We start from the raw sequence: 12,454 nt of genomic DNA, 5'->3' as shown, positions 1-12,454 counted from the left end.
GACTTACCGCAACGTAGGTTACACTTGTCGCCACTTTGTTTCGTCAAACTAACAACAAGGAGGATCTACGTGGGAGCCTTTGACACCAAAGCCTGGATCGACCACTACGCCGAGTGGACCGACCCCAACCCCACCATCGGGACGGACTCGCTGGTCAGCTGGTTCAACCAGGCGGTGGCCATGCAGCCGAAGAGCACCGCCACCTGGTTCATGGGCAAAACACTCACCTACGCCGCCCTGAACGAACAGGTCGTTCGTGCCGCCGCCGGCCTGACGCAGCTGGGCGTGCGCCGCGGCGACCGCGTGGCTGTCGCGCTGCCGAACTGCCCGCAGCACGTCATCGCCGTCACCGCCATCCTGCGCCTGGGCGCGACCGTGGTGGAGCACAACCCGCTCTACACCGCGGCAGAACTTCAACCGCAATTCGAAGACCACGGGGCGCGGGTAGCAATTGTCTTTGACCGGGTGGCGGACACGTTTGCGTCGTTAAGCAAAAGCACCCAGCTTGAAACCGTGGTGGCCGTGAACATGCTCGAGGAAACCCCGCTGCACCTGCGCGCCGCGCTGTCGCTGCCCATCCCGCCGGTGACCAAGCTGCGCGCCGAGCTGACACAACCCGCCCCCGGCGCGATGCCGTGGCGCGAATTTATACGGCAGCGCTCCCGCTCCGTGCACTTTCCGCAGATCACCCAGGACGACACCGCGTTCATCCTCTACACCTCCGGCACATCCGGCAAACCCAAAGGCGCGCCACTGACGCACGGCAACATCGTGTCCGCGCTGAAAGCCGGCATGGAGTGGCTGGAGGATTGGGGCGCGGTGCGCGAAAAGGTCCTCGGCGTGCTGCCCATGTTCCACATCTACGGCCTGGCGCTGAACTACGCGCTGCCGCTGAGCATCGGCGCGGAGATGGTGCTCGTGCCAGCGCCGAAACCGAAGCTGTACCAGGCGGCGATCACCAAAACGCGCCCCACGGTGCTGCCGGGTGTGCCCACCCTCTACGACAAAATCATCGAGTGGGCGGTGGAATCCAAGGCGGACCTGTCGTCGATCCACACCTCCATCTCCGGCGCGTCCACTCTGCCCGTGGAAACCATCGAGCGCTGGGAAAACGCCACCGGCGGGCGCCTGATCGAAGGCTACGGGCTGACCGAGACCGCCCCGATCCTGGCTGGCAACCCCCTCGACGGCACGCGGCGCCCCGGCTACATCGGCCTGCCGTTTCCCAACACCGAAATCCGCATCGCCGACCCGCACGACCCGTCGCGCACCATGCCCGACGGCGAGCCCGGCGAGCTGCTCGCGCGCGGCCCGCAGGTCTTTTCCGGCTACCTCAACAGCCCCGAGGCCAACGAGCGCGCGTTCCACGATGGCTGGTTCCGCACCGGCGACATGGCCGTGATGGAAAGAGACGGCTGGATCAAACTGGTTGCGCGCATCAAGGAAATGATCATCACCGGCGGTTTTAACGTCTACCCCGACGAGGTCGAAGGCGTGATGCGCAACCACCCGGACATCGAGGACATCGCGGTCGTAGGCCGCCCGCGCGAGGACGGCTCTGAGGATGTCGTCGCATGCATCACGCTTATCGACGGCTCCGCCCTCGACCCCGACGGCCTCAAGGCCTACGCCCGGCAGCGCCTGACCCGCTACAAGGTCCCGCGGGACTTTTACCACTTTGACCAGCTGAACCGGGACCAGACCGGCAAGATCAGGCGGAGGGAGGTGCGCGACACGCTGCTCCAATTGCTTACGCAACCGTAGGTTCACGGATCGGTAAAGCGTAGGGTGGTGCGCATGGCTCTCACCCCATCCAACGTCAACGACGTCAAACCCTGGCTGCAGTACTACCCCGAGTGGACCGCGCACTCGCTCGATTACTGCGAGAAAACCCTCGGCGAGCTGTACCAGCAAAACCTGTCAAAGAACGTCTCACGCATCGCCACCCGGTTTTTCGGCCGCACCCAAACCTTCGGCGAGCTCGACCGCGAGGTGCGCCGCGCCGCCGCCGGGCTGAAAGCCTTCGGCGTGCGCCCCGGCGACCGCGTGGCCATCATGCTGCCCAACTGCCCCCAGCACGTCGCCGCGTTTTTCGCCGTGCAGATGATCGGCGGCGTGGTGGTTGAGCACAACCCCCTCTACACCGCCCACGAGCTGCGCCCCCAGTTCATCGACCACGGCGCACGCATCGCCATCGCCTGGGACAAAGCCGCCGACACACTGGAGAAACTGCGCGCGGACACCCCGCTGGAAACCGTGGTCAGCGTCAACATGACCAAGGCCATGCCGCGCGCCCAGCAGCTCACCCTGCGCATCCCGCTGCCGAAGATCCTGGAGGCCCGCGCAGCACTCACCGCCACCAGCAAGAACACCTCCCTGCACACCGTGCCCTGGGAGTCGCTGACCAGCTCCGCCATCGGCGGGTTAGGCGCGGACCTGCACGTCCCCGAGGACGTCACCGCGGACTCCACCGCCGTGATCCTCTACACCTCCGGCACCACCGGCGCCCCCAAGGGCGCGGCGCTTTCGCACCGCAACCTCATTGCCAACCCGCTGCAGGGCCAGGCATGGGTCAACGAGCTGCAGCAAGGCAACCAGCGCATGCTGGCCACCCTGCCGTTCTTCCACGCCTACGGCCTGACGTTTTCGCTCACGCTGACCATGCTGGTCGGTTCCGAACTCGTGCTGCTGCCGGCGCCGAAGATGGACCTGATCATGAAGGCCATCCGCATCACCCCGCCCACCTTCATCCCGGGCGTGCCCACCGTCTTCGAGCGCATCGTGAAAACGGCGAAGAAGAAAAACGTGGACCTCTCCGACGTCAAAATCGGCTTCTCCGGCGCGTCGTCCCTGCCCGCCGAGGTCATCGAGGAATGGGAGCGCGCCACCGGCGGCCGCCTCGTCGAGGGCTACGGGCTCACCGAAACCTCCCCCATCATCGTGGGCAACCCCGAATCCTCGGACCGCCGCCCCGGCTACATCGGCATTCCCTTCCCCGACACCCAGATCCGCATTGTCAACCCCGACAACCCGGACGAGGACATGCCGTTCGGCGAAGCCGGCGAGATCCTGGCCAAGGGCCCCCAGGTCTTCTCCGGCTACTTCAACAACCCCGAAGCCACCGAAAAGGTCTTCCACAACGGCTGGTTCCGCACCGGCGACATGGGAATCATGGAGGAAGACGGCTTTATCAAGCTGGTCTCTCGCATCAAGGAGCTCATCATCACCGGCGGCTTCAACGTCTACCCGGCCGAGGTCGAGGAGGTCATCCGCACCCACAAGGACGTCGCCGATGTCGCGGTCGTGGGCCGCCCGCGCGAAGACGGCTCCGAGGATGTCGTCGCATGCATCGTGCTTAACGACGGCTCCGCCCTCGACCCCGACGGCCTCAAAGACTTCGCCCGCGAGCGCCTGACCCGCTACAAGGTCCCGCGCACCTTCTACCACTTCGACGAGCTGGCGAAAGACCAGATGGGCAAGATCCGCCGCCGCGAAGTGCGCGACGACCTGCTGTCCAAGCTCGCCGAGCGTTAGCGCTTCGGCGGCGGTGTGCTCGAGCGCGGGCCAGCGGTCGGCCGGCGCTCAGCGCGTAGCCGCGGCCACCCCGAGGCCCCGCTCCAAGGTCCCCCCACCCCTAAACCGCGCTGCGGCATCGGACCGCGCTGGCCCACAAATGGTGAACCGTGGATGGTGAATCCGACCAAATTTTTCGCGTTTTCACCACTTACAATTCACCATCTGTGGGCGCGTCGGGCTTCCCCGTGTGGAGCCGGCCCCTCCGCCGCGGGTGCGCCGAGCGCTAGAGCTTGAGCGACGCACGGCCGGCACGCCCGGTGCCTAGAGGCCGACCCAGACGGGTTCGGGGTGCAGCTCCACCCCGAACGCATCGCGGACCTGGGCCTGCACGCGGCGCGCCAGGTCGACAATATCGGCCGCGCTGGCGTTGCCGCGGTTGGTCAGCGCGAGGGTGTGCTTGGTGGAAAGCCGGGCCGGGGCGTCATCGCCGGGGAAACCGCGGTGGCAGCCTGCGCGCTCGATGAGCCAGGCCGCCGACAGCTTCTCCTTGCCGTCGCCGGCGGCAAAGCGCGGCATGGCGTCCTCGCCCACGTGCGCGGCGATCTCGTCTGCAAGCGCCGACGGCACCACCGGGTTAGTGAAAAACGAGCCGGCGGACCACGTGTCGTGGTCTGAGGCATCCAGCACCATGCCTTTCGCCCGGCGCGTCTCCAGCACGGACTCGCGGGCCTGCGCCAGCGGCACGCGCGCCCCGCCCAGGTGGCGCAGAGGAATGGACTCGTCGGTCTTTTCCAACTGCAGCTCGATCTCCAACACGACGGCGCGCGAGGTGAACTTCAGGTTGGAGTACCGGTACGCCAGGTCCAGCGAGGACGCCGGCGCCCACTCGTCCACACCCGTCTCGCGGTTGTGCAGGCGCACGCGGGTCAGAACGTCGGCGATCTCCGCGCCGTAGGCCCCGACGTTCTGCACCGGGGTCGCGCCCGCGGAGCCAGGGATGCCGGACAGGGCCTCAATGCCGCCCAGTCCGTGCTCCACCGCGTAGGCGACCACTGCGTCCCATTCCGTGCCGGCTTGGATGCGCAACCGGTGGTCGTCGATAGGCAAGATGCCCTCGTTGCGCACGAGGACCGCCGCGAGATCGAGATCACCATCCGCGACGACCAGGTTGGAGCCGCCGCCGACGACCAGCAGCGGGGACTGGTCGCGGTCGAGCTTAGCCACGGTTTCGGCGAGCTCCTCGGCGCTCGTGCACTCGTAGGCCGCGGCCGGGGTACCGCCGACGCGCAGCGTGGTCAGGGAGGCGAATGATGGGGCAGTCACGCCCACAACGGTAGTCTGTGAGCCATGACTGCACGTAGTGAGATCACCGTGACCATTAACCAGCCGATCGAGAAGGTCGCGCAGGCCTACAGCACCCGCGAATACTGGGAGTTCATCGCCGAGAAGCTCTCCCCGGAGCCGGGCGAGCTCAACGAGTTCGCGGACAACACCGCCACCCTGTTTGAGATCCTGCCCAAGTCCATCCTCCCGGAGGCCGCGCAGGCGATGGTCTCCCAAGACCTGAAGCTCAAGCGCGTGGTTACCGTCGGCGAGCTGGACGGCGACACCGCCAAGCACACCATGACCGGCGACGTGAAGGGCACCCCGGTGGACCTGGGCGCCGAGTACACCGCGACCCGCGACGGCGATAACACCAAGCTGGACTACGAGCTCGAGGCGAAGGTGAACATCCCGTTCATGGGCGCCGCGCTGGAGCCGAAGGTGGCCGACGCGCTGGAGGAGATCGTGGAAAACGAGGCGAAGCTGACCGAGCAGTGGATTAGCGAGAACCTCTAATTCCCCACTACCACAACCTGCGCGCCACCCCGGGTGCCGCCGGCAAGCCCTACGGGGTAATCACCCGCGGCACCACCGGAGTAAATCGTTTGCGCAGGTCAGATCGCTGGACCCGCTTTAACCCGCGGGGTCCAGTCCCTATTGCGCTCCGCCGCCGCGCCGCTGGCGGTGGACGTGGGCTACGGCGCGTCCCACACCACCACCGTGGAGTGGGCCGGGTGGCTGCGCCAAATCCGCCCCGACATTGAGGTCGTGGGCCTAGAGATCAACCCGGAGCGCGTCCTGCCGCCTCGCGACGGCGTCCGCTTCGAACTCGGCGGCTTCGAACTCGCCGGCTACCGCCCCCACCTGGTGCGCGCCTTCAACGTGCTGCGGCAATACGACGTGGACCAGGTCCCCGACGTGTGGCGCACGGTGTGCGCGGGGCTTGCCCCCGGCGGCCTCTTCGTCGAGGGCACCTGCGACGAGCTGGGGCGGCGTTACGCATGGCTGCTTCTCGACGCCTCCGGTCCCCGCACCCTCACCCTGACCTGGAGCCCCTTCCACACCTCGAAGCCCTCGGAGGGTGGCGGAGCGGCTGCCCAAGGCGCTGATCCACCGCAACGTGCCGGGCGAACCGATCCACCAGTTTCTTGCCGACGCCGCTTGGGAACGCGCCAGCGGCTGGGACCCGCACGGCCCCCGGGTGCGGTGGCGCCACGCCCTCGAAGACCTCGCCCGGGACTGGCCGGTGCACCCGCAGCAGCGCCGCCTCGCCGACAACTTTGTCACTGTGGATTGGCAGGCAGTCGCTCCTGCTTCGTAAACTGGCCGCATGAAAACTGCGTGGAAAGTTGTCCTGTCGATCATCGTGGCGGTGCTGCTGCTGTTCATCGTGGCGGAGGCAGGCATCCGAGCGTTCGTTGCTCACCAGGTCACCTCCCAGTCCCCCGAAGGCACCTCAGTGTCCTTCGGCGCCAGCCCCGTGACCATTGGCCTGCTCGGCGGGAAATTCCCGCACATGACGGTGGACCAGCAGTCCAACCTTCAGGTCAACGGCGACCAGATCACCGGCACCCCGGCGTCCGTGGTGGACATGGACAACGTTCGCCTGAATGGCGGCGAGCCGGTGGCCGAGTCCGTGCGCCTGACCACGGAGCTGCCCAACGACTTCGTGCGCGCCATGCTGAACCAGCAGATCCAGGATCAGATCGGCGACAACTTCCTCGCCAACGTGATCACAGTGTCCGACGTGGTATCCAACGAGGAGGCCGGCACGTTTTCCATCGTGTTCACCTCAGGTGCGGCCGGGATTGAGCTGCAGCCGGTGATGCAGGACGGCCAGCTGACGTTCCAGGCGCGCAGCACCGAGCTATTCGGATTCGCCCTGCCGGACGACGTCGCCGACGCGATCAGCTCCGCCATGTCCCAGGGCGTCGCGCAAGAGGCCACCGGCGGGATGAGCGTGGAAGACTTCACGGTAATCCCCGGTGGCCTCCGGGTAACGGTTTCCGGCAACGACGTGAACTTCAAGGAGCTGCAGGAGATGCAGCAGCCCCAGCAGCCTGAGCTGCAGCCGGCGGAGCCCGCCTACCAGCCGTAGTCGCCGTTTACGATGCGCTGGATATGCGGGCGCACGTCGAAAAAGTAAATGCCAATCGCCACCGCGCCGAACCACGCGATGAAGGGGAAGCGCAGCAGGCACGCCAGCGCCGCCAGCGCCAGGATGCCCACCCAGGCGCCCTTGGACTGGCGGTTCGCCGCCTCGAAGGCGTCCGCGCGGGTGGTGGCCGCCATCACAGCGCCGACGATGCCGGCTACGCCCACCACAATCATCAGCACCATCCCCATACGGGACGGCAGCAACATAATCTGGTGAATTTGGCTGACTGCGGCGGTTTCCATGGCGTTTACTTCTTCAGATCCTCAACGTTGACGGTGGTGGAGTTGGAGTTGTCCACAATTTCGCCGTCGATGATATCGCCGTCGGTTTTCTCGCCGGCGAACTGGTCCTGGATGCGCTGCACCAAACCTTCGAAGCGGGCGCGCAGGTCGTCCACGGTGCCCTCAATCCCCTCGGTCTGGGTGCCGTCGAGGCGCTCGTTGAACGCGGCGCGTGCTTCGTCGATAGTGCTGCGCAGCTTCGCCTTCACGTCGTCGGTGAACTGCAGGTCCCCCTCACGCAGGCTGTTGAAGAGCTTTTCGGCCTCGTCCGTGAAGTTGGTAGCGGCGCCGCGCACCTCGCCCTCGGTGTTCGCGTTGCTCAGGTTCTGGCGCGCGTCCTCGGTGGCGGTCTTGAAACGGTCCGACAGCTCGCCGGTGGCCTTGCTCAGCGCCGCGCCGATAGCGGCGCCGGCGGACAGCAGCGCGTCGCCGGCCTCACGCAGGTTGTTGCGCACCTCGTCGCCGGTGTTGTTGTTGAGGTTGTTCTTCTCGGTCATCATTCGCTCCTTCGCTAGTAGAAGATCAGTTGAGAACCAGTGTAAATAGCTAACCCGGCCAGTGCACCGACAATCGTGCCGTTGAGGCGGATGAACTGTAGGTCTTTGCCCACCATGAGCTCGATTTTCTCCGCCGCTTCTTCGCCGTCCCAGCGTTCGATGGTCTCCGCGATGATGCCCACAATCTGGTCGGCGCCGTTGTCCGCGGCGAAGCGGGTGGCCTTTTCCAGGGCTCGTTCGGCGTCGGCGCGGACCGCAGGGTCGTCGACAAGCTTCTGCCCCCACTCACGCGCCGAGGCAGCTGCTTTACGACGCAGCCCGCTTCCCCCATCCGACGCCTGCGCCACAATCGACGCCGAGACCTGCTCCCAGATGCTGGCCGCGGCGGACGTGACCGCGCTGGAGCCCATGATGTCGGCCTTGAGCGCCTCCACCCGCGAAATCATCTCCCCGTCGAACTGGAGGTCCTGGGCGAACTGGGTGATCTGGCGGCGGATCCCGCGGCGCGCCTCGTGGTGCGGGTTGGTGTCCACGTCCTCCATGAACGCGACCATCTCGTCATAGACGCGCTGGCCCACCAGCTCCTTTGCAAACCGCGGGGCCCAGCGCGGCATTCGCTCGTCGATCATGGTGACCACGGTGGCCTCCATGTTGTCGACCTTGCGGCGCCCCCAGGCGACGATGTCGTCGACCACCGGATCCACCTTGCCGTCCGCGATCAGCCCCTCCAGTGTGCGGCCCAGCGGCGGGCCCCAGATCGGCTCGGCCAGGCGGTCAACGAGCTGGGCGTTGATGAACGTCTCCGCCTCAGCCGGGTCAATGCCCTCCACCATGCGGACGGTGAACTTGCCGGCCTCCTCGCTGACCCGCTCCGCGTTCTCCGGCTTGGCCAGCCAGCGCCCAACGCGCTCCGGGATGCCGGCGGCCATCACTTTGTCCGTGATGGTGCGGGCGTTGAGGAAATTCTCGGACACGAAATCACTGAGCACACCGGCAACCTGGTCCTTTTTGTTGGGGATGATCGCGGTGTGCGGGATGGGAATGCCCATTGGGTACTTAAACAGCGCGGTGACAGCGAACCAGTCCGCCAGACCGCCGACCATGCCCGCCTCCGCCGCGGCGCGGACGTAGCCGATCCAGGCGGCGTCATTGCCCTGGGACTGCGCCCACGAGCAGGACAAAAACACCACCGCCATCAGGCCCAGGAGACTGGTCACCGCGATCTTGTGCTTGCGCAGCACGCGGCGGCGCTCCTCCTCGTTCGTGGGGGTGGGCATCATGGAAAGCTGCTCGCTCATGACCATGATTAAAGCAGGCGTGCCGACACGGGCACGAAAAATGCCCCCTCCGCAGGTGGAGAGGGCAATTTCGGTGCTGCGCGGTTAGTTCACGCGGCCGGTGCGCTTGCGGTACGCCTTGTAGTCCTTGCGGCCCACGACAATCAGGATGGCGCCGAGGACTGCGGTGACCACTGCCTCAATAACGCCGAGGATGAGCAGGCGCTCCGCCAGACCGTGCGTCTGGGAGCCGAAGCCGTACACCATCGCGCCGGCGCCCCACACGGCCAGACCGATGCCAAAGAGGGTGGACAGGATCAGGCCCATTGCAACCCAGGTCGGGATCCGAGACAGGGAGGAGTGCGGAGCACCCAGGGACACCGGATCGTAGCCCTCGATGTACGTGTCATCGATGCGGCCAGCGTACTCCGGGTAGGACTCGTTGCGGATATCTGCAACTGCGGTGGAACCCATTGTTCTTGCTTCCTTCTTCAGCTTCGGTGTGGCTTCAGCGTGAGCTGCTGCGATAGTTCGAGTATACGACAGGCTTCGTTGTTGGCTCTAGTTGTCGCCTCTAGTCGTCGCCGCCCTTGAAGGCAGCGCGGGCGCGTTCGGCGTTGATCGCGCCAACTGCATCCAGCGGGATGCCAGCCGGGCACACATCAGCGCACTCGCCGTACAGCGAGCAGTGGCCGAAGTTGGTCTCCAGCTCGTCGACCATCTTGCGGGCGCGGCGGGAACGCTCCTGCTTACCCAACGGCAGAAGCTTCAGGTGCTTCAGCTTCGCGCCGGTGAACAGGTGCGCGGCGCCGTTCGGGCACGCGGCCACGCATGCGCCACAGCCGATGCAGGCAGCGTAGTCGAGCGCGGTCTCCGCGTCGTGGTGGTTCACGGCCAGGGTGTCAGCGTCCGGCGCGGTGCCGGCGTTGACGGAGACGTAGCCGCCCTGCTCCATCACGCGGTCCAGCGCGGAGCGGTCCACGGCGAGGTCCTTGATCACCGGGAACGCGCCGGAGCGGAACGGCTCGATCTTCAGGGTGTCGCCGTCCTTGTAGTTGAACAGACGCTGCAGGCACGCAGTGGTGTTCTGGCCTGCGCCGTGCGGGCGACCGTTGACCAGCAGGCCACAGGTGCCGCAAATGCCCTCGCGGCAGTCGGAGGCGAAGACGAACGGCTCCTTGCCCTGCTCGACGTAGGTCTCGTTCACGTGGTCGAGCAGCTCCAGGATGGACATCTGCTCCACAGCGTCATCGACCTGTACGGTCTCGAAGCTGCCCTCGGTGTCAGGACCAGCCTGGCGCCAGATTTCAAGTGTCAGTTTCATTACTTGTAGTTCCTTGCCATCAGCGGGATCGAATCAAAGTGCAGGGGTTCTGCGTGGCGGATGAACTGGCCTTCACCGGCCGGCTCCCAGGCCGACACGAAGCACCAGTTGTCGTCGTCACGCTCTGCCTCGCCGTCATCGGTGAGGTGGTCCATACGGTAGTGCGCACCGCAGGACTCGTCGCGGTCCAGAGCGTCGATGCACATGAGCTCGCCGAGGTTGATGTAGTCGACGAGGCGCAGCGCAGCCTCCAGCGTCTGGTTCATGTCGTTCGGGGAACCCGGGATGGAGATGTTGGTCCAGAAGTCCTCGCGCAGGGCGCGGATCTTGCGGATGCCCTCCTCCAGGCCCTCCACGGTGCGGGACACGCCGCAGTGCTCGTAGAGGATGTCGCCGAGCTGCTCGTGGAAGTGCTCCGGGCCGTGCGGCTCCGGACCGCGGATGGACATGATGCGCTCGATGCGCTCGGTGACGTCAGCCACCACGTCCTGGGCCTCGCGGGAGTCCTCCGGAAGCTTCTCCTCGCCGAGGTGGTCGGCCAGGTAGTTCGGCACCGTGAACGGCAGGGTGAACCAGCCGTCCACAGAAGCGGACAGCAGCGAGTTCGCGCCCAGGCGGTTCGCGCCGTGGTAGGTCCAGGAGCACTCACCGGCGGCGAACAGGCCGTCGATGGAGGTCATCTCGTTGAAGTCCGTCCACAGGCCGCCCATGGTGAAGTGGACAGTCGGGGCGATACGCATCGGGGCCTTGTACGGGTCCTCGCCGGTGGAGTCCTCGTACATCTCGAACAGGTTGGAGTAGCGCTCGCGGATGGTGTCCTCACCGAGGCGCTCAATCGCATCCTTGAAGTCCAGGTACGCGGAGTTGTGCAGCGGGCCCACGCCGTAGCCGGCGTTGAGCTGCTGGGAGATCGCACGCGACGCGACGTCGCGGGGCACGAGGTTGCCGAAGGCCGGGTAGCGGCGCTCCAGGAAGTAGTCGCGCTCCTCCTCCGGGATGGTGTTCGGGTCGCGGTCGTCGCCCTTTTCCTTCGGGGTCCAGATGCGGCCGTCGTTACGCAGCGACTCGGACATCAGCGTCGTCTTCGCCTGCCACTTCGCGTTGACTGGCAGGCCGGTCGGGTGGAACTGCACGAAGCACGGGGACGCGAGGTACGCGCCGCGCTCGTAGGCGCGCATCATGGCGGAAGAGTTGGAGTTCTTGGCCAGCGTGGTCTTGTGGTACACGTTGCCGTAACCGCCGGTGGCGAGGATGACAGCGTGTCCCGTAAACGGCGCGATCTCGCCGTTGATCAGGTTGCGGGTGACGATGCCCTCGCAGTGCTTCTTGCCGTCCTTCTCGGTGATGATCAGGTCCATTAGGTCGTGGTGGGTGAAGATCTCCACGTTGCCCAGGTGGATCTGACGCTGCAGCGACGACGCGGTGGACAGCTGCAGCTGCTGGCCTGTTTGGCCGCGGGTGTAGTAGGTGCGCGAGACCTGCACACCGCCGAAGGAGCGGGTGGCCAGGGTGCCGCCGTACTCGCGGGCGAAGGGGGCACCGATGGCGTTCATGTGGTCGATCACGCGGACAGACTCAACGGCCAGGCGCCAGCAGTCGGACTCGCGGCAGCGGTAGTCGCCGCCCTTGACGGTGTCCTTGGTGTGGCGGTAGGCGCCGTCGTTGTCCACCTTCTTACCGCGGGCGGAGTTCACGCCGCCTTGGGCCGCAATGGAGTGCGCACGGCGCGGAGCGTCGTGGTAGGTGAATGCCTTGACGTTGTAGCCCAGCTCGCCGAGCGCGGCAGCCGCAGCGCCGCCGGACAGGCCGGTGCCGACCACCAGCACGGTGAACTTGCGGCGGTTCAGCGGCGAGACCAGGTTCATGTGGTCCTTCTGGTACTGCCACATGTCCTTCATCCGAACCTCGTCGCGGTTCGGCTCGTGGGACTCGAGGACGTTACCCGGGGTCACGCCTGCAGCGACGGACTCGGGCTGGCGGAAGCCGCCGGTGCTCTGCTGGCCCTTGGACTGAGCGGAGGTCTGCTCCCCGCCGTTGGAACCCTGGGCCCCGGAAAGACCGGAAATAGAGGTAGTCAT

11 protein-coding genes and 1 pseudogene are annotated in these 12,454 nt (G+C 66.1%); 5 read left to right on the top strand and 7 right to left on the bottom strand.

The window, feature by feature from the left end:
• Window positions 1–69: 69 nt before the first annotated feature.
• Entirely contained in the window at window positions 70–1,764 is a 1,695-nt protein-coding gene (locus CIHUM_RS01285) for a long-chain-fatty-acid--CoA ligase (protein ID WP_034997078.1), read from the top strand.
• A 33-nt stretch (window positions 1,765–1,797) separates the two neighbouring features.
• On the top strand, window positions 1,798–3,534 hold the full coding sequence (locus CIHUM_RS01280) for a long-chain-fatty-acid--CoA ligase (protein ID WP_034997076.1): 1,737 nt from the start codon (window positions 1,798–1,800) through the stop codon (window positions 3,532–3,534).
• Window positions 3,535–3,837: 303 nt separating this feature from the next.
• On the opposite strand, the gene CIHUM_RS01275 is transcribed toward CIHUM_RS01280, so the two are convergent.
• Window positions 3,838–4,845: a UDP-N-acetylmuramate dehydrogenase gene (locus CIHUM_RS01275; protein WP_034997075.1), complete on the bottom strand. Its 1,008-nt coding sequence runs from the start codon at window positions 4,843–4,845 to the stop codon at window positions 3,838–3,840.
• 18 nt (window positions 4,846–4,863) lie between these two features.
• Between CIHUM_RS01275 and CIHUM_RS01270 the strand changes: the two genes are divergently transcribed.
• The 3 genes and pseudogenes from CIHUM_RS01270 (at window position 4,864) to CIHUM_RS01260 (ending at window position 6,937) form a co-directional block, all read left to right on the top strand.
• Entirely contained in the window at window positions 4,864–5,355 is a 492-nt protein-coding gene (locus CIHUM_RS01270; protein ID WP_034997073.1) for a DUF2505 domain-containing protein, read from the top strand.
• A pseudogene (locus CIHUM_RS01265) lies at window positions 5,355–6,160 on the top strand (class I SAM-dependent methyltransferase). Before CIHUM_RS01270 ends, CIHUM_RS01265 begins: the two are co-directional and overlap by 1 nt.
• A 9-nt stretch (window positions 6,161–6,169) precedes the next feature.
• Window positions 6,170–6,937 carry an LmeA family phospholipid-binding protein gene (locus tag CIHUM_RS01260; protein WP_034997071.1) on the top strand — a complete coding sequence of 256 codons (768 nt, stop codon included), beginning with the start codon at window positions 6,170–6,172 and terminating at the stop codon, window positions 6,935–6,937.
• On the opposite strand, the gene CIHUM_RS01255 is transcribed toward CIHUM_RS01260, so the two are convergent.
• The 6 genes from CIHUM_RS01255 to CIHUM_RS01230 all read right to left on the bottom strand — a co-directional run bounded on the left by CIHUM_RS01255 (window position 6,925) and on the right by CIHUM_RS01230 (window position 12,454).
• On the bottom strand, window positions 6,925–7,185 hold the full coding sequence (locus CIHUM_RS01255; protein ID WP_034997814.1) for a DUF2516 family protein: 261 nt from the start codon (window positions 7,183–7,185) through the stop codon (window positions 6,925–6,927). The two genes, CIHUM_RS01260 and CIHUM_RS01255, sit on opposite strands and share 13 nt — an antisense overlap.
• A gap of 59 nt (window positions 7,186–7,244) precedes the next feature.
• Window positions 7,245–7,775, bottom strand: coding sequence for a CGLAU_01105 family protein (locus CIHUM_RS01250; RefSeq protein WP_034997070.1), 531 nt, complete (start codon window positions 7,773–7,775; stop codon window positions 7,245–7,247).
• Between the two features lie 14 nt (window positions 7,776–7,789).
• Window positions 7,790–9,073 (bottom strand): DUF445 domain-containing protein, encoded by a 1,284-nt coding sequence (locus tag CIHUM_RS01245; protein ID WP_034997812.1) that lies wholly within the window; start codon window positions 9,071–9,073, stop codon window positions 7,790–7,792.
• A gap of 84 nt (window positions 9,074–9,157) precedes the next feature.
• Complete coding sequence (locus tag CIHUM_RS01240) at window positions 9,158–9,526, bottom strand: hypothetical protein (RefSeq protein WP_034997068.1); 369 nt, start codon at window positions 9,524–9,526, stop codon at window positions 9,158–9,160.
• A gap of 100 nt (window positions 9,527–9,626) precedes the next feature.
• Complete coding sequence (locus tag CIHUM_RS01235) at window positions 9,627–10,376, bottom strand: succinate dehydrogenase/fumarate reductase iron-sulfur subunit (protein ID WP_034997066.1); 750 nt, start codon at window positions 10,374–10,376, stop codon at window positions 9,627–9,629.
• Window positions 10,376–12,454: a fumarate reductase/succinate dehydrogenase flavoprotein subunit gene (locus CIHUM_RS01230; RefSeq protein WP_034997065.1), complete on the bottom strand. Its 2,079-nt coding sequence runs from the start codon at window positions 12,452–12,454 to the stop codon at window positions 10,376–10,378. The genes CIHUM_RS01235 and CIHUM_RS01230 overlap by 1 nt, the downstream gene beginning before the upstream one ends.

Origin of the sequence: Corynebacterium ihumii (genome assembly GCF_028609825.1) — a bacterium.
Taxonomy (GTDB): Bacteria; Actinomycetota; Actinomycetes; order Mycobacteriales; family Mycobacteriaceae; genus Corynebacterium; species Corynebacterium afermentans.
The sequence above is the reverse complement of the archived record's forward strand: the minus strand, read 5'-3'. Positions and strand labels throughout refer to the sequence as shown.

Bases quoted from the DNA above. Each gene is read 5' to 3' on its own strand.
- CIHUM_RS01280 (WP_034997076.1), top strand. From the start codon at position 1,798: ATGGCTCTCACCCCATCCAACGTCAACGACGTCAAACCCTGGCTGCAG.
- CIHUM_RS01270 (WP_034997073.1), top strand. From the start codon at position 4,864: ATGACTGCACGTAGTGAGATCACCGTGACCATTAACCAGCCGATCGAG.
- CIHUM_RS01260 (WP_034997071.1), top strand. From the start codon at position 6,170: ATGAAAACTGCGTGGAAAGTTGTCCTGTCGATCATCGTGGCGGTGCTG.
- CIHUM_RS01255 (WP_034997814.1), bottom strand. From the start codon at position 7,185: ATGGGGATGGTGCTGATGATTGTGGTGGGCGTAGCCGGCATCGTCGGC.
- CIHUM_RS01250 (WP_034997070.1), bottom strand. From the start codon at position 7,775: ATGACCGAGAAGAACAACCTCAACAACAACACCGGCGACGAGGTGCGC.
- CIHUM_RS01245 (WP_034997812.1), bottom strand. From the start codon at position 9,073: ATGAGCGAGCAGCTTTCCATGATGCCCACCCCCACGAACGAGGAGGAG.
- CIHUM_RS01240 (WP_034997068.1), bottom strand. From the start codon at position 9,526: ATGGGTTCCACCGCAGTTGCAGATATCCGCAACGAGTCCTACCCGGAG.
- CIHUM_RS01235 (WP_034997066.1), bottom strand. From the start codon at position 10,376: ATGAAACTGACACTTGAAATCTGGCGCCAGGCTGGTCCTGACACCGAG.
- CIHUM_RS01230 (WP_034997065.1), bottom strand. From the start codon at position 12,454: ATGACTACCTCTATTTCCGGTCTTTCCGGGGCCCAGGGTTCCAACGGC.